Source organism: Propionispira raffinosivorans DSM 20765, from assembly GCF_000381065.1.
GTDB classification, from domain to species: domain Bacteria; phylum Bacillota; class Negativicutes; order Selenomonadales; family Selenomonadaceae; genus Propionispira; species Propionispira raffinosivorans.
Window position 1 is genome coordinate 19,326 of the sequence record NZ_KB905846.1, and the last position, 24,919, is coordinate 44,244.

24 protein-coding genes and 1 riboswitch are annotated in these 24,919 nt (G+C 40.2%); of the genes, 3 read left to right on the plus strand and 21 right to left on the minus strand.

The window, feature by feature from the left end:
* Nucleotides 1-12: 12 nt before the first annotated feature.
* Genes F606_RS23945 through F606_RS0107895 form a run of 5 tightly spaced genes read right to left on the minus strand, consistent with a single transcriptional unit; the run spans nt 13 to nt 4,211 of the window.
* Nucleotides 13-447 carry an MOSC domain-containing protein gene (locus F606_RS23945; RefSeq protein ID WP_019553337.1) on the minus strand — a complete coding sequence of 145 codons (435 nt, stop codon included), beginning with the start codon at nt 445-447 and terminating at the stop codon, nt 13-15.
* 19 nt (nt 448-466) lie between these two features.
* The gene (gene moaA, locus F606_RS0107880; protein ID WP_019553338.1) at nt 467-1,447 is read right to left on the minus strand and encodes a GTP 3',8-cyclase MoaA; all 981 of its coding nucleotides are present in this window, start codon (nt 1,445-1,447) and stop codon (nt 467-469) included.
* Nucleotides 1,448-1,478: 31 nt separating this feature from the next.
* Nucleotides 1,479-1,961 carry a cyclic pyranopterin monophosphate synthase MoaC gene (gene moaC / locus F606_RS0107885; RefSeq protein ID WP_019553339.1) on the minus strand — a complete coding sequence of 161 codons (483 nt, stop codon included), beginning with the start codon at nt 1,959-1,961 and terminating at the stop codon, nt 1,479-1,481.
* A gap of 15 nt (nt 1,962-1,976) precedes the next feature.
* On the minus strand, nt 1,977-3,182 hold the full coding sequence (locus F606_RS0107890; RefSeq protein ID WP_019553340.1) for a molybdopterin molybdotransferase MoeA: 1,206 nt from the start codon (nt 3,180-3,182) through the stop codon (nt 1,977-1,979).
* A gap of 3 nt (nt 3,183-3,185) precedes the next feature.
* Nucleotides 3,186-4,211 carry a molybdopterin-binding protein gene (locus F606_RS0107895; protein ID WP_019553341.1) on the minus strand — a complete coding sequence of 342 codons (1,026 nt, stop codon included), beginning with the start codon at nt 4,209-4,211 and terminating at the stop codon, nt 3,186-3,188.
* Nucleotides 4,212-4,308: 97 nt separating this feature from the next.
* Nucleotides 4,309-4,449, minus strand: a riboswitch (molybdenum cofactor riboswitch).
* Nucleotides 4,450-4,624: 175 nt separating this feature from the next.
* Between F606_RS0107895 and F606_RS0107900 the strand changes: the two genes are divergently transcribed.
* Both F606_RS0107900 and tatA read left to right on the plus strand, forming a co-directional pair.
* The gene (locus F606_RS0107900) at nt 4,625-5,995 is read left to right on the plus strand and encodes an MATE family efflux transporter (RefSeq protein ID WP_019553342.1); all 1,371 of its coding nucleotides are present in this window, start codon (nt 4,625-4,627) and stop codon (nt 5,993-5,995) included.
* A 113-nt stretch (nt 5,996-6,108) separates the two neighbouring features.
* Nucleotides 6,109-6,279, plus strand: a complete 171-nt coding sequence (gene tatA / locus F606_RS0107905; RefSeq protein ID WP_019553343.1) for a twin-arginine translocase TatA/TatE family subunit — start codon at nt 6,109-6,111, stop codon at nt 6,277-6,279.
* Between the two features lie 123 nt (nt 6,280-6,402).
* Here tatA and F606_RS0107910 read toward each other — a convergent pair whose 3' ends face one another.
* The 9 genes from F606_RS0107910 to F606_RS0107950 all read right to left on the minus strand — a co-directional run bounded on the left by F606_RS0107910 (nt 6,403) and on the right by F606_RS0107950 (nt 17,818).
* Complete coding sequence (locus F606_RS0107910) at nt 6,403-7,065, minus strand: HAD family hydrolase (RefSeq protein ID WP_019553344.1); 663 nt, start codon at nt 7,063-7,065, stop codon at nt 6,403-6,405.
* An 80-nt stretch (nt 7,066-7,145) separates the two neighbouring features.
* Nucleotides 7,146-7,619: a methylated-DNA--[protein]-cysteine S-methyltransferase gene (locus F606_RS0107915; RefSeq protein WP_019553345.1), complete on the minus strand. Its 474-nt coding sequence runs from the start codon at nt 7,617-7,619 to the stop codon at nt 7,146-7,148.
* 102 nt (nt 7,620-7,721) lie between these two features.
* Entirely contained in the window at nt 7,722-8,117 is a 396-nt protein-coding gene (locus F606_RS0107920; protein ID WP_019553346.1) for a divergent PAP2 family protein, read from the minus strand.
* A 68-nt stretch (nt 8,118-8,185) separates the two neighbouring features.
* The gene (gene gatB, locus F606_RS0107925; RefSeq protein WP_019553347.1) at nt 8,186-9,628 is read right to left on the minus strand and encodes an Asp-tRNA(Asn)/Glu-tRNA(Gln) amidotransferase subunit GatB; all 1,443 of its coding nucleotides are present in this window, start codon (nt 9,626-9,628) and stop codon (nt 8,186-8,188) included.
* The gene (gatA, locus tag F606_RS0107930; protein ID WP_019553348.1) at nt 9,625-11,097 is read right to left on the minus strand and encodes an Asp-tRNA(Asn)/Glu-tRNA(Gln) amidotransferase subunit GatA; all 1,473 of its coding nucleotides are present in this window, start codon (nt 11,095-11,097) and stop codon (nt 9,625-9,627) included. The genes gatB and gatA overlap by 4 nt, the downstream gene beginning before the upstream one ends.
* 22 nt (nt 11,098-11,119) lie before the next feature.
* On the minus strand, nt 11,120-11,410 hold the full coding sequence (gatC, locus tag F606_RS0107935; RefSeq protein ID WP_019553349.1) for an Asp-tRNA(Asn)/Glu-tRNA(Gln) amidotransferase subunit GatC: 291 nt from the start codon (nt 11,408-11,410) through the stop codon (nt 11,120-11,122).
* Between the two features lie 345 nt (nt 11,411-11,755).
* Entirely contained in the window at nt 11,756-13,750 is a 1,995-nt protein-coding gene (gene ligA / locus F606_RS0107940; protein WP_019553350.1) for an NAD-dependent DNA ligase LigA, read from the minus strand.
* 42 nt (nt 13,751-13,792) lie between these two features.
* Nucleotides 13,793-16,042 (minus strand): DNA helicase PcrA, encoded by a 2,250-nt coding sequence (gene pcrA / locus F606_RS0107945; RefSeq protein ID WP_019553351.1) that lies wholly within the window; start codon nt 16,040-16,042, stop codon nt 13,793-13,795.
* A gap of 129 nt (nt 16,043-16,171) precedes the next feature.
* Complete coding sequence (locus tag F606_RS0107950; RefSeq protein ID WP_019553352.1) at nt 16,172-17,818, minus strand: putative manganese-dependent inorganic diphosphatase; 1,647 nt, start codon at nt 17,816-17,818, stop codon at nt 16,172-16,174.
* Nucleotides 17,819-17,984: 166 nt separating this feature from the next.
* Between F606_RS0107950 and F606_RS0107955 the strand changes: the two genes are divergently transcribed.
* A complete protein-coding gene (locus tag F606_RS0107955; RefSeq protein ID WP_019553353.1) occupies nt 17,985-18,770 on the plus strand; it encodes a tRNA lysidine(34) synthetase in 786 nt (261 codons plus the stop codon).
* Between the two features lie 53 nt (nt 18,771-18,823).
* Here F606_RS0107955 and F606_RS0107960 read toward each other — a convergent pair whose 3' ends face one another.
* The 7 genes from F606_RS0107960 to hisB form a co-directional block, all read right to left on the minus strand.
* Nucleotides 18,824-20,536, minus strand: a complete 1,713-nt coding sequence (locus tag F606_RS0107960; RefSeq protein ID WP_019553354.1) for a phosphoethanolamine transferase family protein — start codon at nt 20,534-20,536, stop codon at nt 18,824-18,826.
* A gap of 192 nt (nt 20,537-20,728) precedes the next feature.
* Complete coding sequence (locus F606_RS0107965) at nt 20,729-21,463, minus strand: SagB/ThcOx family dehydrogenase (RefSeq protein ID WP_019553355.1); 735 nt, start codon at nt 21,461-21,463, stop codon at nt 20,729-20,731.
* Nucleotides 21,464-21,473: 10 nt separating this feature from the next.
* Nucleotides 21,474-22,160: a bifunctional phosphoribosyl-AMP cyclohydrolase/phosphoribosyl-ATP diphosphatase HisIE gene (gene hisIE, locus F606_RS0107970; protein ID WP_019553356.1), complete on the minus strand. Its 687-nt coding sequence runs from the start codon at nt 22,158-22,160 to the stop codon at nt 21,474-21,476.
* Nucleotides 22,160-22,918 carry an imidazole glycerol phosphate synthase subunit HisF gene (hisF, locus tag F606_RS0107975; RefSeq protein WP_019553357.1) on the minus strand — a complete coding sequence of 253 codons (759 nt, stop codon included), beginning with the start codon at nt 22,916-22,918 and terminating at the stop codon, nt 22,160-22,162. Before hisF ends, hisIE begins: the two co-directional genes overlap by 1 nt.
* 1 nt (nt 22,919) lies before the next feature.
* A complete protein-coding gene (gene hisA / locus F606_RS0107980) occupies nt 22,920-23,648 on the minus strand; it encodes a 1-(5-phosphoribosyl)-5-[(5-phosphoribosylamino)methylideneamino]imidazole-4-carboxamide isomerase (RefSeq protein ID WP_019553358.1) in 729 nt (242 codons plus the stop codon).
* Nucleotides 23,649-23,704: 56 nt separating this feature from the next.
* Complete coding sequence (hisH, locus tag F606_RS0107985) at nt 23,705-24,310, minus strand: imidazole glycerol phosphate synthase subunit HisH (RefSeq protein ID WP_019553359.1); 606 nt, start codon at nt 24,308-24,310, stop codon at nt 23,705-23,707.
* A 19-nt stretch (nt 24,311-24,329) separates the two neighbouring features.
* Nucleotides 24,330-24,914 (minus strand): imidazoleglycerol-phosphate dehydratase HisB, encoded by a 585-nt coding sequence (gene hisB / locus F606_RS0107990; protein ID WP_019553360.1) that lies wholly within the window; start codon nt 24,912-24,914, stop codon nt 24,330-24,332.
* Between the last annotated feature and the right edge of the window lie 5 nt (nt 24,915-24,919).

The following is a 24,919-nucleotide window of genomic DNA, read 5'->3' on the forward strand; positions in this document are numbered from 1 at the left end:
AAAAAGATCCTCCTATTCTTCAACGACCTGTAACGTATCGCCAACTGTTATTTCACCTTCATGCAAGATTTTTGCAAAGATGCCTTCCCGCGGCATAATACAATCGCCCATTACTTTGTATATTTCACAATGTGAATGGCATTCTTTACCGATTTGCGTAACTTCCATTTCAACTTCATTGCAGCGCAAATGTGTGCCAATGGGCAATGTTTTAAAATCGATACCTGCCACAACAAGATTTTCCCCAAAAGCACCGTGACCGACCTCGGCACCTTTAGCACGAAAATCTTCTATTTTATCAAATGATAACAGGCTCACCTGACGATGCCAGTTTCCGGCATGAGCATCCCCCACCAGACCATGATCTACTTTAAAAAAACCGGTACCAATATTTTGTTTTTGTGTACCTTTTTTTTCACTCTTACATACTGCCATTACATTGCCCATTTTGTATCGCTCCTCTATCTTAACCACCAACTTGGAACATATTGCGTTCATCTCGTATTTGTGCAACACTTTCGTCATAAAAATGATGTTCCAGCGGTTTTTTGTAAATATTTTTTTTGATGACCTGCTTTACATAAGCATCATCGGCATCACTGCGCAGCATTTCTTTCAAATCAACGCCAACATTATATTGCAGGCATAACTTCATAAATCCATTGGAGGTCAATCGCACCCGATTGCATGCCTCACAAAATTTGTGATGGATCGCATCAATAAAACCAATTTTTCCTTTAAATTTCGGCAGCGAGAAATAACTTGCCGGACCATTGCCAAGCGAGCTCTGATAAGGGACCAATTCGCCATAACGATTTTGCAAAGTTTCCATAATGAAATCACGGTGAATGGCCGTATACCCTGTTATATTGCCAATTGGCATCAATTCAATGAATCGCACGACAAGCGGATACTTTTTAGCCAGTCCGACGATTCCCGCAATTTGATTGCCATTTATTTCCATAATTGGCACACAATTGATCTTGATATTCTTATAGCCGAGTTCCATCAACCGTTCAATGCCGGCTAATACATCCGCTAATTGGTCCCGCCGAGTCAATTCTAAAAATTTATCACGCTGCAATGTATCCAAACTGATATTAATTCCATCAATACCCGTCTTAATCAGTTCTTCGGCCATCTGAGGCAGCAATACACCATTGGTGGTAATCGTCACTTGTTCAATACCGTTGATTTGTTTAATTTGTTGAATTAAATGGCAAATCCCCAAACGCACCAAGGGTTCTCCTCCTGTCAACTTGATTTTCTTTATACCGAGCTGCGCAAAAATCCGACATAAGCGAAGAATCTCTTCATAGGAAAGTAAATCCTTACAAGCCATCTGCTCGATACCATCTGCCGGCATACAATAACGACAGCGCAGATTGCAGCGGTCCGTTACGGAAATTCTCATATAATCTATTTTACGTTTATATTGATCTAACATGATTTCACCTCAAACTTACCATCCAGTGTGCTTATAAATTCGGATTTACAAATTCCCCGCTTTTACCACCGGATTTTTGGACTAAACAAATGTCTTGCAGCTGCATTGTTTTATCCAACGCCTTACACATATCATAAATCGTTAGCAGCGTCACATTAACCGCGGTCAGTGCTTCCATCTCTACACCGGTCTGTCCGTTCACTTTAACCGTTGCGCTGGCTTCTATTGCCGACTGCTCGGGCAGCATTTTAAAATCCACCAAACATTTTGTAATCAATAGCGGATGACACATTGGAATCAATTCGCTCGTGCGTTTTGCCGCCATGATTCCAGCGATGCGGGCAACACCAAGCACATCCCCTTTTTTGACACTGCCATCACAAATCGCCGTATAAACCGCTTCATTCACTACAATTTTACCTTGTGCGGTTGCAACCCTTGCTGTATTTTGTTTTTCACTGACATCGACCATAATAGCTTTGCCAGCCTGATCGAAATGTGTTAATCCACTCATACTTTTCTATACTCCTTATAATATGATAACATCAACCGACATCCCACTTTTTAAATACGGGGTGCCGCCTGGTATATCAATCATCGCATTACAGCCCACTGCCGAAAACAAGGACCCCGATGAATGGTTCTTCGCAGGCAGGCGAACTTCAGCATCTTCATAATGGGCTCTGATAAATCTCCGCCCCTGGCTTTCTTTTATAAAATCATCCTGCAAAACAGCCTTTTGTCTTTTGTACTGCATATTCGAATTACGACTGATCTTAGCCAGCACCGGTCTAACCAAAAGTTCAAAAGTCGCAAGTGCCGCGAAAGGATTTCCCGACAAAGCGATACACAATGTATCGTTATGCACATACGATAAAATCGGCGTACCCGGTTTCATCGAAACACGCCAAAATAAACGTCTAGCCTGTAGTTTTTGAATAACAGCATGCATGATATCTTTTTTACCGACCGAAACGCCGCCTGTTGTCAAAAATAAATCCACAGTTTTGCTATGTTCTTCGATCAAGGCCGCTACCGCTGCCTCATCATCATCGGCAATTCCCAATATCAAAGGCTCCAGTCCAAGCTCCCTGAGCCTTGCCGATAAGATATATAAATTACTATTATAAATTTTCCCCTCAGGTAAAGTCCCACCAACGTCAACTAGTTCATCACCCGTGCTGCATAAGGCCACTTTCATTTTTTTATAGACCTTAATCTGTGCATATCCCATGCTGGCTAATGTACCAATATGAGCCGCACAAAGAATCGTGCCTTTTTTTATAAGACAGCTATTTTTCTTAATATCTTCGCCCTTAAAACAATAATTTTCATGCTGGGACATATGGGTTGACACCGATAAAATCCCGTTTGCGACGGTTACATTCTCCTGGCGCACTACACAATCACAGCCGACTGGCATTTTACCACCTGTCATAATATTCACGGCTTGTCCAGACTCTACTTTTCCCGAAAAAGTTTGTCCGGCACAAACTTCGCCAATGATTTTAAAAGTTGCCGCTTGACCCGGTAATACCTTATCCGTATCGGCTGCCTGAAAAGTATAACCATCAAGCGGTGACCGATCAAAGGGTGGATTGTCCATAGGAGCAAGAATATCTTCGGCACAAACACGCTGCAAAGCATCAAGTAGAGACACCATTTCTACGGTTTGTACAGCCGCTGCTTCTTGCAGCAAAAGATCAATCGCCTGCTCTACTTCTACACCAACCATCAACTACACCCCTTTGCAAAAACTACAAGCCGGATAGGTACAAACATCACATTCTAAACACAAACCGCCATGGCCAAGACCTGTCAGTTCTGATTTTTTAATTTTTTCACCGGCCACAATTCGCGGAAAGACCAGATCAAAAATCGTTATTTTCGCATACATAACGCAGCCCGGCAAGCCCATTATCGGCACATTACCATTATAATAGGCTAACAAAAACATCGCCCCAGGCAAAACCGGCACACCATAGGTTACAATCTGAGCGCCCGTATCACGAATGGCTGCTGGTGTCATATCATCCGGATAAACACTCATTCCGCCCGTGCAAATAATCATTTCCATACCGTCGGCAATCAATTCTCTAATCGCCTGTGTAATGTTGACAGATTCATCATTAACAATCCGATGTCCATCCATTTTCAAACCATATTGAACCAGTTTTTGCTCAATAACAGGCGTAAATGTATCTTTGATTCGATGATGAAAAACCTCGTTACCTGTCGTTACAACACCGACTTTCCATTTTTTATAGGGAAGCAGCTGCAAAATCGGTTTATCACCAGCGATTGTTTGTGCCTGCTGCATTTTATCTCGATCGATAACCAACGGTATGACTCGAGTTCCCACTAATTTATCCCCTTGTTTCACGGGAGTATTATTATGCCTGGAAGCAATGATAATTTCATCGAGATCGTTGATTTTATTCAAACGTTCCACATCAATCTTCAATATACCATCACAAGCTGCCATGAGCTCAATCTTACCTTCTTTAACTTTAGAGGGTCTCATATTGTCATTTTGACAAATCTGCCGTAAAATTTCAGCTGCTTCATTTTCATGGAGCATCATTTCGGTTTTCTCCCATATATAAAGATGGTCTTTGCCTAAAGAAAGCAACACTGGGATATCTGCCTCCTGAACCACATGACCTTTTTTAAAGCGTACATCTTTCGTTACATCTTTGATAATCTGCGTAATATCATGGCAAAGTACCTGCCCACAAGCATCAATTGTATTAATGACTTTCATTCTATTCGTCCTCTCATAAACCAGAAATAAACAAAAAGGCTGCTATTCTACACAATTGAGCATAGAAAAACAGCCTTCACGCAGACTCCTGCTACGTAAAACGATCTTTTTTTCTCCTTCTCAACTATGGAAGGCAATGAAATTTCTCTCATTACCCCGCGAATAATCCAAAGAATTATTCAGGCTCAATATCATAGGTCCTGCCCTTAGATATTTTCGCACGGAGCATATTCACTTTTTACCATATCGATCTTATCTTAATAGTTTCTATTATAAAGTATAATCACAGCTAATGTCTAGCCCTCTGACCAATAAATATATGCACGATAAATGAATCTTTTTTTAGAAAACTATTGCTAAATATTTTATTTTCGACTATCGTAATCCTATACATAAAAAAGGAGTTTTTATAGATGATTCGTGACATGACAATCGGGAATCCGATTAAATTAATTTTAGCATTTTCCATACCTTTACTTATTGGAAATGTTTTTCAACAATTATATAATATAGCTGACATTATCATCGTTGGTCGGACAATCGGTGTGAATGCTTTAGCTTCGGTCGGTGCAGCATCACCAATTTTCTTTTTTCTTTTAACATTAAGTAATGGTCTGACTGGCGGACTCACCGTTATTACAGCCCAAAAATTCGGGGCAAAAGATGAATCTGGCGTCCGCCGTTCGGTAACGGTATCTATACTCATCAGTTTACTGGCAACGATTGTTGTAACTATTTTCAGTATTCTTTGTTTGAAACCCTTACTCGCTGTAATGAACGTACCTGCTGTTCTGATTCAGGGCGCTTATGATTATATCAGCATCATAATTTACGGCTTGATTTCCATGATGGCGTATAATCTCTTATCAAGCATTATCCGTGCCTTAGGCGATAGTAAAACGCCGCTTTATTTTTTAATTTTTTCAACGTTAATCAATATTGTTCTGGCGATACTTTTTATCTGCGTATTTGGTATGGGCATTGCCGGATCGGCTATTGCCGTAATCATCGCCCAAGCTATTTCGTCGCTATGCTGCATCATTTATATTATGAAGAAATTTCCGATTTTGCAGTTAAAACGCGAGGACTGGAAAGTTGACTACGCTTTTGCTCTACAGCATCTAAGGCTCGCACTGCCCATGGCTTTACAGTTTTCCATTATTGCCATTGGTATTTTCATTATACAAAGTGTCTGCAACAGCTTCGGTCCCAATACCATAGCCGCTTTCACCTCCGCCATTCGAATTGAACAAATTGCTACGCAGCCGATGTTATCATTTGGGATTGCCATGGCAACGTATACAGCCCAAAATTACGGTGCCCGCAAATTGGATCGTATTCGCCAAGGAGTTTTAAGCTGTTCTGGTATTTCAATTGCAATTAGTCTTTTTATGGGGTTTATAATCTATAATTTTGGTGAAACACTCATTGCAATTTTTATCAGTAATGCCGGACCCGAAGTCTTATCTATTGCGAAAACCTACCTAATGATTAGTTCAACCTGCTACTTTTTCCTCGGTCAATTATTTATCTTCCGCAATACATTGCAAGGTATGGGCGATGCAAGAATTCCTTTTATTGCTTGTATCATCGAATTGGTCCTTCGCTGTTTTTCTGCGCTGTACATTACCAATATGTTCGGTTTTTTGGGAATTTGTTATTCCAATCCAATTTCCTGGGCTGGCGCCATGTTACTCGTCACAATCAGTTATTTCCGTAAAATGAAGCAAATGAAACAAAGTCCCTACTGGCAGCCAAGCCTGCAACCACATCATGAAATATAATCCTTTCGTTTTCGACAAATCATAAGCATAAACGAAGAGAATTAACAGCTGTTTATTCTCTTCGTTTATGATACAATGTAATAAAGACAACATGTAATTTATGGGAGGATATAATGTTTGGTATTGGCATTCCAGAATTATTAATTATTGCGTTTATCGCCTTAATTATTTTCGGTCCAGGTAAATTACCAGAGCTTGGTAAAGCCTTAGGCAACGGCGTCAACGAATTAAAAAAAGCATTTTCAAAAACAACGGACCCCAAAAATGACAATAAAAAAGAATAAGCACAAAGGAGCTCTGCAAAATGCAAAGCTCCTTTTTTATGTATTTTTTTAAGTAAACTAATAAACAAATTCGACCATCCACAGACAATATCGTTTACTTCGTCATCTTAAAAATTCAATCATTTAATTTTTAACAAACTCAACTTTTTCTAAAAGTTCTGCTGGATGTTCTAAAAGAACTTTTGCACCATTTTCTTCAAGTTCTTTTTGATCACGAAATCCCCATAAAACTCCTACTGGCAGCATATTGGCATTTAAAGCTGTCTCCATATCAATCATGGAATCACCTATGTAGACAATTTCCTCAGGACGAATCTTCATGTCCTGTGCTATTTCGAGTACTGCCGTCGGATCGGGTTTACGAGGAATTCCTTCCCGTTCACCAATTAAATAATCAAATGTCTGCTTTTCAAATAAAACTTCAACAATTGTGTGTGCCGCTTTATTATGTTTATTTGTACAAATAGCCAAAGGTATTGCATCAGCCTTTAATTCTTTAAGCAATTCTAAAATTCCATCATATGATCTTGTTTTTTCCAAGAAACGGCTTTCATATATTTTTTTATATTTTGCCAAAGCTTCATCAATAAATTTTTCTGAAGTCTCTTTTGGTAAACAGCGTTTCATAAGCATTCGGGAACCATTGCCTACCATCAATCGATAGTCTTTCACTTCATGTGTCGGGTAACCATATTCAGTAAGCATTATATTGGCGCTGTCGGCCAGGTCTGCCAGAGAGTCTATTAAAGTCCCATCCAAATCAAAAATAACCGCCTTGTACTGCATAAAACGTACCTCATCTTTCTTTATACTCGAAAACATTATTATCCATTTCGTCAAATTTATTATGTTTTCCTGCTTTTACTTTATTTATTTTTATGCAGCTGCTCCAATTCTAATAAATATTTTTTCATGGCTGCCCCACCCGTATAGCCATTCAAGCTTCCATTCGCCGCAATTAAACGATGCGACGGAATATAAAATAATATGGGGTTTTTATTGTTGGCCATTGCCACGGCTTGACTGGCATGCGGATTGCAGATTGCTGTGGCAATTTGGCCATAAGAGCGAGTTTCACCATACGGTATCGTCTTTAAAATCTGCCAGACTTCATTTTGAAAAACAGTTCCCTGTGGTCTAAGCGGCAATGTAAATAGCTGGCGCAAACCGTTTAGATATTCTTTTAGCTGCATAAAAGCTTCCCGAATAAGCAGTGTTTCGACAATCTCATCTTCATTTTCAATCGTTGCGGTTACAAATTTCATATCAGTAATCGCGGCATATTCTTCGGCAATATAAAAAGTTCCCAGTGCTGTTTGATAAAAAAAACCTTTTTTCATAGTTAGTCACTCCTATAATGTTAAAAATAACGTAAACTAACCCAAATCCATTTGGTTTATTCTTCTTCCGAGAAACTTGCCCTAAAATACGTTTTTATTGTTTTATATAAGGTAAAACAAACCAGCAACGATCATGCCAACAATCAATCCGCCGCTAAGTTCAAACCAGGTATGCCCCATACGTTCTTGCAAGTTTGCTGTTTTATCCAGCTTGTTGACCGTAACAGCCTGCCGCCCCACATGGCGTCTAAGCCCCTGTGCATCAATCATACAAACCATCAAACTAGCAAGACCAAAAGAAAAAAGGGGAGTGAAAAACCCTTGATAAAGTCCCAGTGAAAATACGGCTGAGGCTAAAATAGAAGTATGCGTACTTGGAAAACCACCATAGCCAATGATTTCACTAAATTTCATCTCACCGCACCGCAGATAATGAATACTGAATTTCAAAAACCCGGCAGCCAGCCAGGCAATGAATGGCAGTAAAATAAATTTCAAAATATATACCTCTCTCTAAAAAAATAAGGCTGCATATGATGTGCAGCCTTATTTTTTTATGAAATTTCTTATGCGTCCAATTTCCCTTTTAAGAGGTCATTAACAACACCAGGATTTGCTTTCCCCTTACTTTGTTTCATGACCTGTCCTACTAAAAATCCGATTGATTTTGCATTGCCGCTCTTATAATCTTCAACCGGTTTTGGATTGGCTGCAATCACAGCATCCACGATTTCTTCAATCGCTTTTGTATCCGTAATCTGGACAAGTCCTTTTTCTTTAACGATTTTTTCAGGATCATCGCCTGTTTTCCACATTTGTTCAAAAACAGTTTTAGCAATTTTCGAGGAAATTGTTCCCTTACTAATCAAAGTCACCATTGCCGCAAGATTTTCCGCGGTTACTAAACTTTCCGAGATATCTTTGTTTTCCAAGTTGAGATGTTTCGAAAGATCTCCCATGATCCAATTGGCAACGAGTTTTGCATCAGCACCATTTCGCAGTGCCGCATCAAAATAATCGGCCATTTGACGAGAAGTCGTAAGTACAAGTGCATCATACGAAGAAAGATCAAATTTTTCCATGAAACGTTCTTTGCGGGCATCGGGAAGTTCTGGTAAACCGCGTCGATATTCTTCAATTTCTTCATCCGTTGTAATAATTGGCAAAAGATCCGGCTCTGGTAAATACCGATAATCCTGCGCTGCTTCTTTTGTACGCATGGAAAGTGTAATCCCCTTGGCATCATCCCAAGTTCTGGTTTCTTGGACAATGTGACCACCATCATCGAGAATTTCTTCCTGACGTTCAATTTCATATGCTAACGCATTTTCAATCATCTTGAAGGAGTTCAGGTTCTTCATTTCTGCTTTTGTACCAAGTTCCGTTGCACCAACTTTACGCAGTGATACATTGACATCGGCACGAAGATTTCCTTCCTCCATTTTACAATTGGAAACATCAAGATATTCCAAAACAGATTTCACTTTTTCCATATAAGCTCTTGCTTCTGCTGGACTTGATATATCTGGTTCTGAAACAATTTCAATCAATGGTACACCTGTACGATTGTAATCCACATTTGAGGAAGCAGAATCTTTAATGGTAGTACCGGAATGAACCAGTTTTCCAGCGTCTTCTTCCATATGAATACGCGTAATGCGAATCCGTTTCACTTTGCCATCCACTTCAATATCGACATAACCAAATTCAGCAATCGGTAAATCAAACTGTGAAGTCTGAAAGTTTTTTGGCAAATCTGGATAATAGTAATTTTTCCGATCGAATTTACTAAAATTATTAATTTTGCAATTTAAAGCAATACCCGCCTTAATCGCAAATTCAACAACCCTTTTATTTATAACCGGCAATACCCCAGGAAGTCCGAGACATACAGGACAGACATTCGTATTTTGTTCAGCCCCAAACGTAGTGGCACAACCGCAGAATATTTTTGTATTTGTTTTTAATTCACTATGGATTTCAAGCCCAATGACTGTTTCGTAACTCATTTTTTATCCTCCCCAAGTGGTGCAATACTATTATGAAATTCATTGCTTTGTTCATATGTATAAGCAGCACGGATAATGGTTGCTTCATCAAGCGGTTTACCGATGAGCTGAAGGCCAACCGGCATTTTTGTATTTGTAAAACCACAAGGAATCGAGATGCCAGGAAGTCCTGCCAGATTGAGCGGAATCGTACAAATATCCTGCAAATACATCTTGAGTGGATCACTATTCATTTCACCAATTTTATAAGCTGGTGTTGGTGCAGTTGGTGCTACGATAAGATCAACTTTTTCAAAAGCTTCATCAAAATCTTGTTTTACTAAGGTACGGACCTTTAACGCTTTTACATAATAGGCATCATAATAACCAGCACTCAAGGCATAACTGCCAATCATAATACGGCGTTTGACTTCTTCACCAAATTTTGCACTGCGAGTTTTATTCATCATATCAACAATATCGATACCATCAACACGTTCACCATAGCTTACGCCGTCATAACGGGCTAAATTGGAGCTGGCTTCGGCCGGTGCTAATAAATAATACGTTGAAATTGCATAATCTGTATGCGGCATCGATACTTCAACTACTTCAGCCCCAAGAGATTCAAGCTTTTTAATAGCCGTGCGAATAGCACGTTCAACATCTGCGTCCATCCCTTTTACAAAGTATTCTTTTGGCAGACCAATTTTGAGTCCTTTGATATCCTTAACTAAGGATTTTGTAAAATCTGGCACCTCTGCATTGATGGAAGTAGAATCTTTTGCATCATAACCACAAAGGATATTAAGTAAATGTGCGCAGTCTGTTACGTCACGTGTCAAAGGACCAATTTGATCCAACGAAGATGCAAAAGCAACCAGTCCATAACGTGATACACGACCATAGGTTGGTTTTATGCCAACTACACCACAAAAAGAAGCCGGTTGACGTATGGAACCACCCGTATCCGAACCAATTGACCAGATAGCCGTTCCAGCTGCTACAGCCGCTGCTGAACCACCGCTCGAACCACCCGGAACGCAATCAAGATTCCAAGGATTATGGGTTGGAAAATACGCTGAATTTTCGGTTGAACCACCCATGGCAAATTCATCCATATTCGTTTTTCCTAAAATAACCGGATTTTGTTTCTGCAGTTTTTCCACTACCGTTGCATTATAAGGCGGTACAAAATGTTCCAGCATTTTCGAAGCACAGGTTGTTTTCACACCCATTGTGCAAATATTATCTTTAATGGCGCCAGGAATTCCTTCCAGAAAACCAATCGTTTCGCCTTTAGCAATTTTCGCATCCACAAGCTGGGCCTGTTCAAGAGCCGTTTTACGGGTCTGGGTTAAATAAGCTTTAACCTGATCTTCCACTTCATCTATACGTAAAAAGACATCATTGAGAAGTTCCACTGCTGTAATTTCTTTATTCACAAGCATATCATGTAAAACATGTGCTGGTTTATCAAATAATCTCACGTTTTTTCCTCCTGCTCTTTGCTTAATCTTCCAGAATTTTTGGTACTTTAAAATAGCCATCTTCACGCTGCGGTGCATTGGAAAGGGCTAATTCACGATCCAATGAAGGTTTAACCACATCTTCACGGAAAACATTCTGCAAAGGAAGTACATGATCCGTCGGTTTTACGCCATCGGTATTCAAGCTAGTCATCACATCCGCATACTCAAGAAATGCGTTTAAATGTTTCGTGTATTTTTCCATATCTGTTTCTTTAAGTTCAAGACGCGATAATATCGCTACACTCTCAACATCTTTAGCTGTAACTTTCATTATTTCACCATCCATTTATAAAATTAACGAAAAGTTAAAAACTGAAAGTCAAGCCGCGAGATTATTTCCAAAAGAACCACTTCGTCCTTTTGCGCTGCTTTACTTTCAATTTTAGCTGCTTTCCATTTTAATCATTTATATTATATATCATGCATTAAAGAAATTGCATCGAGTCTATCAGTCTGCCAGGAATGGGATATAAGGCATCGTTTGCTTCCTACGTAACGCCACGGCGCCCTATACCCCATTCCTGACGATGCCCTATAAAATATTTAATGCATATCTATAAACCAAACTAAATATCATTATAGCACGACAAAGCGAAATGTTCTATTAATTTGAGAATCATTCCACCATCTTTAGCAGGTCTTCTTCTTGTAAAATTGTTATACCTAAGTCCTGTGCTTTTATTAGCTTACTGCCTGCAGATTCCCCTGCTAATACAAAGTCTGTTTTTTTCGAAACACTCCCGGAAACTCTGCCGCCATGAAGATAAATAAGTTTGGCAGCTTCATCGCGGCTTAAGGTCGGCAGCGTTCCCGTAATAACAAAAGTCTGTCCAGCAAGCCGGTCATCGCCGCCATCGACAGCATGTGCTTGCATATTAACACCGGCTGCCGCCAGAGCCTCAAGAACCAATTGATTTTCTGCATTCGAAAAATAATCAAAAATAGCTTGTGCACTGACTTCACCAATATCGCGTACCTCTTTAATGGCTTCTATATCCGCCTTCGCTAATAGTTGAATATCCTTGAAGTGCCTCATCAATTCACGACCTGCCGCCTTCCCAACATTAGCAATGCCCAGTCCTGTCATGAGTCGCTGCGGTTCATTGGTCTTAGACTGCTCAATGATTTCCAACAATTTGTTCGTATTTTTTTCTTTACCGATAATCCCTTTTTCAATCAGCTCATCTTTATAGTCTTTGAGTCGATAAATATCCGCAACCGTTTTGATATAGCCTTGTGCAATAAGCTCTTTAACATAAGCGATACCAAACCCTTTGATATCCATCGCATCCCGGCTGACGAAATTGACAATATGCCGCTCAAGTTGTGCCGGACAATTGACCCCGGTGCATTTCATATCTGCACTATTTTCTTCCCTTACAGCCGGAGAACCACAAATCGGGCAAATCGGTTGAATGACAAACGGTTTTGTTCCTAGCGGACGTTTCTCTTTGATTACCGTACGGATTTTCGGAATGATTTCACCCGATTTATAAACCCGGACCGTATCGCCGATACGAATATCTAATTCATTAATAAAATCCTGATTATGCAGCGTCGCCCGTTCTACACTGGTACCGCATAACCTCACTGGTTCAAAGATTGCGGTTGGCGTAATTCGTCCCGTTCTGCCAACGGACAATTCAATATCCAATAATTTTGTGTCTTTTTCTTCTGGTGGATATTTATAAGCAATTGCCCATTTTGGCACTTTCGATGTCGTGCCTAGTTGATCCCGTTGTGCTAAATCATTGAGTTTAACTACAGCACCATCAATATCATATGGCAAATCACCACGTTTTTCGCCAATTTGTTCAATCGCAGCCCAGACTTCATCAACTGTTTTGCATATTCTATAATCGGCAATAACCTTAATCCCCTGTTTTTTGAGAAAATCATAAGCCTGTGTATGTGTCTTAAAGACAATGCCTTTGGCCGCCTGTACATTAAATATAAACAACGAAAGATTTCGTTCCTTCGTGATTTTACTATCAAGTTGCCGCAGTGTGCCGGCGGCACAATTGCGGGGATTCGCAAACAGTTTTTTACCGAGCAGTTCCTGCGCCTCATTGACTTCAGCAAAGGCCTGCTTTGACATATAGACTTCTCCACGGATTTCCAAATACGGCACGGCTTCTTTAAGCTTTTTTTTCACATCTTTAATAACTTTCGCATTTTCCGTGACATCTTCGCCCTGGACAATGCCATCACCACGGGTAACAGCAACGTTCAGCTGACCTGCTTCATAACGAAGTGCCAGCGAAAGGCCATCAATCTTCTGCTCTACCACAAACTCTGGATTCGTAAATTCCGCTTGGATCGCTTCAACAAATTGAACCACATCTTCCTTGGCAAAAACATCTTGTAAACTAAGCATTGGTACATCATGCTTGACTAAAACACCCGCAGTCCGTTTTGCCGCCCCACCAACCGTTTGCGAGGGCGAATCCTTGGTCAAAAGTTCTGGGGATTCCTGCTCCAGCTGCCTGAGTGAAGACATTAACTGGTCATATTCAAAATCCGTGATTTGTGGATCATCATTATCATAATAACGCTTATTATGGTAAAAAATTTTTTCTTTTAATGTTTGTATTTGCTCTTTACGATTCATCAGCAATCCCCCTTAAACAAAACCATGCGGTTCCAACTGATTCTATTCTTTGGAAATCGGCGCATATTTTTGCATAAGTCCTTTAATTCCTTGTCCCGGAAACGCAATCTTAAGTTCCACTTCTTCTCCACTGCCGCGCACCGATACAACCGTACCGGTCCCCCATTTACCATGTTTTGCTTTATCGCCTACATGCCAATTAACATTGGTATCGGGGCGGATGGCCGTGCCTGTTTGCTGCATAACTGGTGTCGTAATCGTACCATGACCCGATGCTTGCTGCATTTGAACGGATGGCCGAAAGGCACTGCCATAGCCACGCTGCTGAACGACACTGGAGTTTGCAAAACCGTAGGCATTTTGACGAACGACAAGTCGTTCCATATATTCTTCTGGAATTTCACTTAAGAAACGTGACTGTGGATATGATACGGTATGACCATAAATCATCCGACCGCGCGCATTTGTTAAATACAGTTTACGCTCAGCTCGAGTAATCCCTACATAACAAGCCCGGCGTTCTTCTTCTAATTCCGATTCATTCATCAGTGTTCGCGAATGTGGGAACAGTCCCTCTTCCATCCCAGCAATAAACACAATCGGGAATTCTAGACCTTTCGCTGAATGAAGTGTCATAAACGTAACACGATCCTCTTCTAAATTCGCATTATCAATATCAGACACCAAGGCAACCTGACTCAGGAAATTCTCTAAATTAGGAATTTCATCGCCTTTTTCAAAGTCTTTGGCCACACTCAAAAGCTCCTTCAAGTTTTCCAGCCGCGTTTCATTTTCTGGTTTCTTTTCTGATTCCAATTCTGCAATATAGCCCGATTCATTCATAACACGATCAATAAGATCATGTACCGAAAGATTATCTTGATAGGCCATCATTTTAAAAACAAACTCAGCAAAAAGTTCAAGTGGTTTTTTTACGCGCGCTGTAAGCCCCGGAACCTGTGCTGGATTTGATACAACATCGAATAAAGTCATATCATTCATAGCTGCAAATTCATTCATTTTGGCAATTGTAGCATCACCTAAACCACGTTTTGGCACATTGATGATCCTCATCAAGCTTACCGTATCCGCTGGATTAAAGATCACTCGTAAGTAGGCATGGATATCTTTGATTTCCTTGCGATCATAAAACTTCAAACCGCCAACCATCGTATAAGGAATGCCCGCCCGCATGAACCCTTCCTCGAGTACGCGCGATTGCGCATTGGTACGATATAAAATTGCAATATCACCAAAGGATGAATTGAAAATTGTTTTTTGTTTCATAACGGTTGTTGCGATAAACTGGGCTTCATCACGTTCATCATTCGCTAAATAAGACGTGATCTTTTCGCCGCCAGCATTTTCCGTCCAAAGTTCTTTTGGTTTACGATCAATGTTGTTTTCAATAACGGCATTCGCCGCAGCCAAAATCGTTTTGGTTGAACGATAATTTTGCTCCAATTTGATTGTCTGCACTTCTGGATAATCTTTTTCAAAATCCATAATGTTGCGAATATCCGCACCACGCCAGCCATAAATCGACTGATCCGCATCACCGACCACACACAGATTATGATGCTGTGCAGCTAATAATTTCGTCAGCTGATACTGGGCACCATTTGTATCTTGATACTCATCCACCATAATATATTTAAAACGAGCCTGATACTTGGCACAAATATCTTGATGTTCTTCAAGAAGCACAACCGTGATCATCAATAAGTCATCGAAATCAAGCGCATTGTTCGTTCGTAATTTTTTCTGATACAGTTTATAGACATCTGACACTTTTTCCTTAAAGAAATTATCTGCCGATTGTTCAAACGCCCGTGGTCCTTGCAATGTATTTTTGGCATTTGAAATTGCTGCCTGAATGCTATTTGGTGTATATTGTTTTTCATCAAGATTTAATTCACGTAAACAAGTCTTGATAACTGTTTGTGAATCGCTTGAATCGTAAATAACAAAATTATGCTTATATCCTTCTAATGCTTCAATTTCACGACGCAAAAAGCGCGCACAAAAAGCATGGAATGTACTAAGCCATACATCTTTCGCTTTGGGTCCAATCATCCGATCCACGCGTTCCCGCATTTCCGTTGCGGCTTTATTCGTGAATGTAATCGCCAAAATATTATATGGTGCCACTCCCTGCGCCAGTAAATTGGCTATTTTACAGGTTAATACTTTCGTTTTTCCCGAACCAGCACCTGCCATAATCAGTAATGGTCCCGTTGTATGTTCTACCGCCGCAACCTGCGCCGGATTTAAGCCTTCAAAAATATCCAATTTTTTCCTCCACTAAATTAAAAACTATATTGCTTTTAAAATTCTTTTATAAGGAAGACTTAACCTCTACTGACAAAAGCCAGCAGAGGTTAAGTCTTCTCAAATTTACATGTTTATAATTCACATAACTTATGCTTTATATCGTTTTACAGCTTCTGATAAAGGTGGAATGATTTGTTTTTTGCGCGACATAACGCCTGGAAGATAAAGCACGCTGTCACTGGCATTTTTCTTAAAGGCTTCACCGATCAAAGTCTTAGGATCGCCAGCAAACAGAAGATATGTGCCTTCTTTAATAATGTCGGTAATCATGACAAGGCTCATATCATACCCTTCTTTTTTGCAAATCAGATCCATACTGCTCAATAAATCCGTTTTCATTGCCATCACCGCGTCTGTATCCATAACTGACAACTGGCTGACAATCATGCGGAATTGCCCAATCTGAAATTCTTTCAAATCGTTTTTCGCTATTTCCATGGGTGTCATATCCCCAATACCAGAACCAGCTTTCAGCATTGCCATACCATATTCCTGAATATCGATACCGGCAATAGCTGCTAATTTTTCCGCAGTTTGTCTATCATAAGGTGTACACGTTGGTGATTTAAATAAGACCGTATCGGATAGAATCGCCGAGACAAGAACTCCCGCAATTTCTTTTGGCATCTCAATATTGCGATGCCAATGCATATTGGCTATAATTGTTGAAGTCGAACCCACAGGTTCCTGACGAGTAAAAATCGGTTCACTCGTTTGAATATTACCCAAACGATGGTGATCGATAATTTCAATAACTTGTGCTTCCTCAATACCTTCAATGGCTTGGCCACGTTCATTATGATCGACTAAAATAACCCGTTCCCGTTCAGGAAGCATCAGTTGATCACGGCTTACAACACCTAACAAACAGTCATTTTCGACGACTGGATAATTTCGATAGTTGGTTGATTCCATTAAGCCTTTGATATCGCTAAGCATATCCATCGGTTTAAAAGTCGTCACGTCTTTTTGCATGATTTTACTAACTGGCACACACTGATTGATCAGTCTGGCACAAGTATATGTATCATAGGGTGAACTAATGATAAACATATGTCTTTTTTCGGCTTCTTCAATCGCATCAGCGGCAACACGACCGTTCCCTGTTACAATAAGACCAGCAATGCCCTGTTTGACACACTCAAGGATTGTATCATCACTACGATCACCAATGAGAACAATATCGTGTGCCTTTATGATTTTTTGAATTGTTTTCAGGCTGCCTGCTGCAATCCGCACATTTCCCTTAACCATTTGTCCAGCATCACCGCTAATAATTACATCGCCATCAACAACATCAATAATCGAGCGAAATGTAATCCCGGATTCGGCCAAATTCTGCATATTGAGTTCCGTAAAATATCGTTTGGCTAAGTCACTTACCGTTACAATCCCCACAATTTTTTGTGTTTCATCAACAACCGGTACGGACTTTAAAGAATACTCCCGCATAAGTGCACCTAATTTTCTCAAACTGTCCGTTGCTTTTACAACCGTCCGACAATTAAGCGCAATATCCTTTACTCGTGGATATAAATCTGTAAGCAGCATTGGACTTGGAACATTAAAATGCTCTAAAACAAATTTCGTTTCAGCATTTATTTTTCCAGCTCGTGCCGAGACCACATTTTCTCCCAATGCTTTTTTTAAATGTGCATAACCAATTGCTGCGCAAACGGAGTCCGTGTCTGGATTACGATGCCCGATTATATAAATAGGCTTTGTTGCTTTCATCGAATACCTCCAAGTATTTATATTTCTACATTCACAAAATAGGAATGTTTTAGTATCTATTTAATATTATACGACAAATCCCCCTACTTAGAAAAGAGGTTAGTGTATATTTTTCTTAATTTGCGTTATAATACATCCATAATCTTTAATTAATTCGAGGTGCAGTATGAAACTAAATTTACCCCAAGCCCATTTCAGCCGTTTGATGCGTGCTATTGTTGAGTTTAATCTCATCAAAGAAAATGATCATATTTTAATTGGTCTATCCGGCGGCAAAGACAGTATTTTTTTAACGTACGCCTTAGCTTGCATGCAAAAACGCTTGAAAAAAAAATTCACCCTTGGTGCACTCACCATTAATCCGATGTTTACGGAAACTTTCGATACAACCCGTATTGCCGCTTTTTGCCAGGAACTTTCGATTCCATATTACACCCATGCGGTCGACATTGCTCAAACCATAAAAGATCAAGCTGGCAAAGATCCGTGCTTTACATGTGCGTTTTTTCGCCGTGGTGCGATAAATCGCTTTGCCAAAGAGAATAATTATAATAAAATTGCCTATGCCCATCATAACGATGATGCTGTGGAAACATTTCTCATGAGTCTATTTTATTCGGGGCAATTAAAAACCTTTTCGCCAAATACATATCTTAGCCGCACGGATCTGACCGTGATTCGACCGCTTATCTATTTTCGTGAACAAGAAATTCGCGATACCATTTCCATTCACGGTTTCAAGCCCGTACCTTCACCTTGCCCACTAGATGGACATACGACCAGGCAAGATGTCAAAGAGCTTATCGTAAAGCTCAGCCATGACAACCCTAGGCTGTATGAACATCTTGCTGCGGGTATGCGCCAAAGTTCATTGGGAGAACTTTGGCCGGAAAGCAAAAATCGTAATCAAATGAAAGAGATCTATGCTGCCTATATGTATGGAGACATTTAAGCTTCCCGCACAAAATGCCAGAAGGATAAACCTTCTGGCATTTTGTATAAACTCTATTCTTCTTGAACTTTTCCTGTTTTGATTTCTGCATCATAGTCCTTGCCGCCAAAAATTCGTTTACGAGTGGTATCAAATTGTTCATCAATGATACTTTTCGTTGGATCGAATTCTGGTGTCTTGATGTCGGCAATTTCAAGCACGGTATGGATCATATCGTCCGTCATATAAGGTCTATTGACAGCCGCCTGAATTTGTGCCCACTTATCAGGATAATTCGTCTTAAATTTGTCCGAAGCCCACATAATAACAGGAATTTCGATCATCTGACGCGTTGGATTTTCTTCAATATGTCCGGTAAATCCACCTGTTTCATCGTAAATTGCTTCACTATGATCCGGCACATAAATCACAATTGTTTCGTCATCGCGAAATTTGTCAATAATTCCGCTTACAATATAATCATTGTAGTAGAGAGCATTATCATATTGGGCGATAACTTCTTTCTTCTCATTTGGTATATTGAGTTTGATATCGTCTTTCGTAAATTTAGAAAAACTATACGGAAAGCGATTATAGTAGAGACCATGTCCACCCATAAGATGAATTACATAGAAATTTTTATCGGCTTTTTCCTGTACAGCCCGATCTACTAGTGGAAACAGTTCACCATCAACAATCCCATAATCTTCCCGTGAATCACGAATTCTTGTAAATTCATGTTTCGTACTGTGTTCCGCATAGATCTGAGCTACATTACCCCAAACCCCGGAACTTTCCTGATTAGACAGCCAAAACGTCTTATACCCGGCTGCATTCATAACATCAATTAAATTATTATATTCATACCAGTCTTTATCCGATTCATAATCACAAAATGTAAACAATTTGCTTAAAACAGCTATGGTTGTCGAATGGGGACTCACACAATCCGTAAAGACACTAAGTTCATTTTTGGCTTTCAATGCATCCAAATTCGGTGTATTAGGGACATTATAGCCATAAAGATGCATGTGATTCCGATTAGTGGACTCGCCTAGAATAAACACAATATTTCTAATTTTACTTTTATTTTCCGTTATTGCGATATCCGTATTGAGTTTAGACGTCAATGTATGATAAGCCTCCATATTTTTATAAGCAACTTCCGCTGAAGCATAGGCTCTTTGCATTGGCAGCAGCGGTTCACTATAGAAAAAATCTGTATAAACAACAAACATTCGCACTGTATAAACTAAACTAACACCCAAAATACCAAAAATAATTTTTCGCTGCACACGTCGACTAAAGTGCAAACGTGAAATAAGCTTATATTTTTTGATCGCAGTAAACAGCCCAATTAAGAAAACCCCTCCAATGATTTCTGCTGCACCAAAATACATATTACAAAATTCGAGTGCCTCACGCGAATTGGTTTCGAGCAAAGAGTTAACAATCCCCGCCCCAATTAAAGCTTTATAATTATACATAGCCACAAATTCAATCATAAACGGAATGCCGCTGCCAACAACTAAAACGATCTTCATAATGTTTTTCAGTAGAGGATTACGGAAGATTTGCAGTAATGCTGTCACGAACGTTACACCCAAAAATAAGCTAAATCCATACCCTATCATCACTTCGATCTTATCAGCATTCACCAAAGACCAAGCCAGCGTTGTATAGTTAAATAAAAAAAACAATACCATAAAAACTGCATTTTTACGAAACAGTTTTTGTATCCGAATTGCCAAACGTAAAAATCTTATTTTCCACACACTTCTATTCACGTTTTTACCCTCACTCCAGCGATAGACTAAAACCAATAGTACATCTACACGATACTTAAAATAGTAAAATTCTTATTTAAAACTATCTTAGCATTACTACTATAGACTATAAACAACCTTTTTTCAATCTTTTTAAAAAATAATTGAAAAAAGGTTGTTCCTGTTAAGCAGAACAACCTTTTTTCGACTATTTTATTTACCAACCGTTGCTGCATAAATGGCAAACTGACTTTCACCATCTACACCAAGAACGGCATTTAAGCGTTCATCGTCAAATGCCCCGATCGCACAAACGCCGCTATTGATCGTCCGCGCTGCTAGATACAGATTCTGACAAACATGGCCTGCATCAAGATGGATATATCGATAGGCACGCTGACCGTACGCATAAGCCATTCGTTCTAAAACCGCCAGCCAAATAAAAGTCACAGCACAAGTTTTTACCATTTTTTGATTTTTAAAAGCAGGCACCATGACCGCATTCAATTCTTCGCCTGACTGAACCAGCAAAAGCGCATGTTCGAGTGCCAAAAAGCGATATAACCCTGGCGACACACCGTCTACGCGATTAATATAAAGATAGGTTTCCAGTGCATGCCGGGCTCCCGCTGACGGAACATTTCGAATGCTGGTACCTTGCGGCATAGCCATTTTAACACCTTGGGTGCACCACAACAAATAAGACAATTCGGCCAACGTCAATGGTGTTTCATGATACTGGCGGACACTCGTCCGAAGCTCGATTAATTCAAGAAAATTTATTTCCTGATCTGCCAGCATATCTGGTTCCGGCAATTTTATAATACTTGAATCCTCTGCATAGGGCAGCTGCAAAGGCGGCGGTATTAATTTTTTATCGCGAGCACAATCGCCACAGTTTGCACAAGTCGATTGTTTCATATATTCTCTGCCAATTGATTGTTCCATGTACGACTCCTTAGTTTTCTTTATCCTCAAATCTATGGTATTTACCACCATTACGACGATTCAGCAGTTCACCGAACAATTCATCTGGTGAAATATTGTGAAAAGCCAACAGCACTAAACAATGATACCAAAGATCACCCATTTCATAAAGGATTTCTTCCTTATCCATGTTTTTCGATGCAATGATCGTTTCCGCTGCTTCTTCACCGATCTTTTTCAAAATTTTATCCTGTCCTTTTTCAAACAGATAATTTGTATAAGATCCTTTTACGGGGTTGATCTGACGATCCTTGATGACAGCATATAAATCATTGAGAACTTCTGCCAGTGAACGCTCAACAGCAGCTTCGCCTTCTAAAACAGCAACTTTGGCGCCCGTATCCGTAAGACTGCGCCCGCTAAAGCAAGCATACGTACCGGTATGACAAGCAACACCCGTCTGATGAACCCGCACTAAAAGCGTATCACCATCGCAGTCATATGAAATTTCTTTCACACGCTGCACATTACCAGATGTTTCACCTTTTTTCCATAAACTTTGCCGACTACGACTGAAAAAACATGTAAAGCCTGTGGCAATTGTTTTTTCCAGAGATTCTTTATTCATATAAGCAAGCATCAGAACTTGTCCATTTTCTTCTTGAACGATTGCTGGAACAAGTCCATTTTGATCAAATTTAACCTTATTCATATCCATTATAGCCTTACCTCCACGCCACGTGATTTTAAATACTCTTTCACTTGTCTTACCGTAAATTGCCCATAATGAAAAACTGATGCGGCAAGCACAGCATCTGCTTTTCCGGCTGTAAGCACTTCGTAAAAATGTTCCATTTCACCAGCGCCGCCCGAAGCAATAACTGGTACATTAACAGCTTCTGAAACAGCTCGTGTTAAAGCAATATCATACCCATCTTTTGTGCCGTCTTTATCCATACTCGTCAATAAAATTTCTCCCGCCCCCAAAGAAACGGCTTGCTTAATCCATTCAATACAATCAAGACCCGTTGGCGTACGTCCACCATTAATGTAAACTTCCCATTTATTTTCACCCGACTTGCGTGCATCAACAGCTAAAACAATACATTGACTGCCAAATTTTTCAGCCCCTTGGTGAATGAGTTCCGGGTTTTTAATAGCAGCTGTATTTAACGAAACTTTATCAGCTCCGGCTTTGAGCATTTTGCGCATATCTTGCGTCGAACGGATTCCCCCGCCAACCGTAAATGGAATAAAAACCTGCGACGCACAGCTTGAGGCAACCTGCACCATCGTATTACGTTCTTCATTCGAAGCCGTAATATCCAAGAACACAAGTTCATCCGCACCTTCTTTATCATAAATCGAAGCAAGTTCTACGGGATCTCCAGCATCGCGCAGTCCCACAAAATTCGTACCTTTAACAACACGACCATCTTTTACGTCAAGACATGGAATAATTCGCTTTGTGTACATACTATTCCTCCTTTGCAAAAGCTAAAGCATCTTCTAATACCAAGGAATTGGTATAAATAGCTTTGCCGACAATGACACCTTCTACACCATCTTTACCAGCTGCTTTTACCTGGCGGATATCCGCCATTGAGCTGACCCCGCCTGAAGCAATCACTTTAAGTCCACTGGCTTTTGCGAGTTTAGCCGTTGCTTCTACATTAACACCCGACAGCGTTCCATCACGCGAAATATCCGTGTATATAATCCGTTCAACTCCGACTTGTGCCATTTCCACGGCCAGTTTAACTGCTTCAACATTACCAGATACGCCCCAACCGTCTACTGCCACAATACCAGCTTTGGCATCAATGCCAACAACAATTTTTGAACCAAATTTCGCACAGGCTGCTTTCACAAGTTCAGGACTGCGTACAGCAATTGAACCTAAGATCACTCTCGCAATACCCATCTCCAAAAGCATTTCAATATTTTCCAAGGTGCGAATTCCCCCACCTAACTGGATTGGTATGTTCACCGTTTGCAAAATCGCTTCAATTGCCGTTGCATTCATTGTTTTTCCAGCCAATGCACCATCCAAATCAACAACATGCAAAAATTCAGCACCTTTATCAGCCCACTGTTTCGCCATAACTTCCGGTTGATCGGCAAAAATTGTTTCCTGGTTGAAATCACCTTTGGTCAGCCTAACACATTTTCCATTACGAATATCAATTGCGGGGAAAATAATCATTATTTCGTATCCTCCTGCTAAAAAATATATAGAATATTGAATGCAACTTATCTATATTATACGCTTTTAATAAAATTTTTTAAGATCAAAAGTCCAATATCACCGGATTTTTCCGGATGAAACTGCGTGGCCTGGATATTTTTTTGTGCCACAGCTGCGGTTACCTGCTGACCATACTCGGTAATCGCGGTGATAACCGAAGGGTCTTCGGGAACTGCATAATAGCTATGCACAAAATAAACATAAGGTGACTTTGGTAAAGAGTGAAAAAGGGGTGAGGCCGCGGCAAGTTCCAAAGAATTCCATCCCATATGAGGAATTTTAAGTGCCGGCGCATAAATTTTTTTAACCATACCTTTAATAATGCCCAGTCCCGCTATACCTGGTGATTCTTCACTGCCCTCAAACAAGATCTGCAAACCAACACAAATCCCTAAAAATGGTTTACCAGTAGCAACAGCATCTAGAATCGTCGGAATCAGACCTGACTCAATCAGATTTTGCATACAGTCACCAAATGCCCCAACGCCTGGTAAAACTATTTTATCAGCTTTTGCTATTTCTTCGGCATCACTTGTCACAATTACGTCGGCGCCGAGCTTGACGAACGCTTTTTCTACGCTAAATAAATTTCCGACCCCATAATCGATGATCGCTATCATAGTTCAACCCTCCATTAGCTTAAAGTGTTCCTTTTGTCGACATCACACCATGAATCCGCGGATTTTTCTGGACGGCCTGACCCAAGGCTTGACCTAAAGCTTTAAAAATCGCTTCCACTTTATGATGTGAATTGCTGCCATATACTATTTTTACATGCAGAGTAATTCCGGACTGCATACTAAAGGCCCGCAAAAATTCTTCCGTCAATTGGCTGTCATATTGTCCAATCATCGGTGCCATTTCGCCCGCATCGTAAACCAGATAAGGGCGACCGCTTATATCGAGTGAAACCTGTGCCAGCGTTTCATCCATGGGTACAAAGCTAGTCCCATACCGCACAATCCCTGCTTTATCGCCAAGAGCCGCTTTTACAGCCTGCCCTAAAGCTAATCCAATATCTTCGACAGTGTGATGACCATCTACGGCTAAATCACCATCACACTTTATCAACGTATCAAACAAACCATGTTTACTAAATAGAATCAGCATATGATCAAAAAAACCAATACCAGTATCAATATCGGCTACGCCTTCACCGTCGGCATTGAATTTGACCTGAATATCTGTTTCTGATGTTTGTCGAACAATTTTTGCCTCACGCATCGAAA

What these genes read in the sequence shown, in the direction of transcription:
- F606_RS23945 (WP_019553337.1), bottom strand. Translation starts at nt 447, where the DNA reads ATGGGCAATGTAATGGCAGTATGTAAGAGTGAAAAAAAAGGTACACAA.
- moaA (WP_019553338.1), bottom strand. Translation starts at nt 1,447, where the DNA reads ATGTTAGATCAATATAAACGTAAAATAGATTATATGAGAATTTCCGTA.
- moaC (WP_019553339.1), bottom strand. Translation starts at nt 1,961, where the DNA reads ATGAGTGGATTAACACATTTCGATCAGGCTGGCAAAGCTATTATGGTC.
- F606_RS0107890 (WP_019553340.1), bottom strand. Translation starts at nt 3,182, where the DNA reads ATGGTTGGTGTAGAAGTAGAGCAGGCGATTGATCTTTTGCTGCAAGAA.
- F606_RS0107895 (WP_019553341.1), bottom strand. Translation starts at nt 4,211, where the DNA reads ATGAAAGTCATTAATACAATTGATGCTTGTGGGCAGGTACTTTGCCAT.
- F606_RS0107900 (WP_019553342.1), top strand. Translation starts at nt 4,625, where the DNA reads ATGATTCGTGACATGACAATCGGGAATCCGATTAAATTAATTTTAGCA.
- tatA (WP_019553343.1), top strand. Translation starts at nt 6,109, where the DNA reads ATGTTTGGTATTGGCATTCCAGAATTATTAATTATTGCGTTTATCGCC.
- F606_RS0107910 (WP_019553344.1), bottom strand. Translation starts at nt 7,065, where the DNA reads ATGCAGTACAAGGCGGTTATTTTTGATTTGGATGGGACTTTAATAGAC.
- F606_RS0107915 (WP_019553345.1), bottom strand. Translation starts at nt 7,619, where the DNA reads ATGAAAAAAGGTTTTTTTTATCAAACAGCACTGGGAACTTTTTATATT.
- gatB (WP_019553347.1), bottom strand. Translation starts at nt 9,628, where the DNA reads ATGAGTTACGAAACAGTCATTGGGCTTGAAATCCATAGTGAATTAAAA.
- gatC (WP_019553349.1), bottom strand. Translation starts at nt 11,410, where the DNA reads ATGAAAGTTACAGCTAAAGATGTTGAGAGTGTAGCGATATTATCGCGT.
- ligA (WP_019553350.1), bottom strand. Translation starts at nt 13,750, where the DNA reads ATGAATCGTAAAGAGCAAATACAAACATTAAAAGAAAAAATTTTTTAC.
- F606_RS0107950 (WP_019553352.1), bottom strand. Translation starts at nt 17,818, where the DNA reads ATGAAAGCAACAAAGCCTATTTATATAATCGGGCATCGTAATCCAGAC.
- F606_RS0107955 (WP_019553353.1), top strand. Translation starts at nt 17,985, where the DNA reads ATGAAACTAAATTTACCCCAAGCCCATTTCAGCCGTTTGATGCGTGCT.
- F606_RS0107965 (WP_019553355.1), bottom strand. Translation starts at nt 21,463, where the DNA reads ATGGAACAATCAATTGGCAGAGAATATATGAAACAATCGACTTGTGCA.
- hisIE (WP_019553356.1), bottom strand. Translation starts at nt 22,160, where the DNA reads ATGGATATGAATAAGGTTAAATTTGATCAAAATGGACTTGTTCCAGCA.
- hisF (WP_019553357.1), bottom strand. Translation starts at nt 22,918, where the DNA reads ATGTACACAAAGCGAATTATTCCATGTCTTGACGTAAAAGATGGTCGT.
- hisA (WP_019553358.1), bottom strand. Translation starts at nt 23,648, where the DNA reads ATGATTATTTTCCCCGCAATTGATATTCGTAATGGAAAATGTGTTAGG.
- hisH (WP_019553359.1), bottom strand. Translation starts at nt 24,310, where the DNA reads ATGATAGCGATCATCGATTATGGGGTCGGAAATTTATTTAGCGTAGAA.
- hisB (WP_019553360.1), bottom strand. Translation starts at nt 24,914, where the DNA reads ATGCGTGAGGCAAAAATTGTTCGACAAACATCAGAAACAGATATTCAG.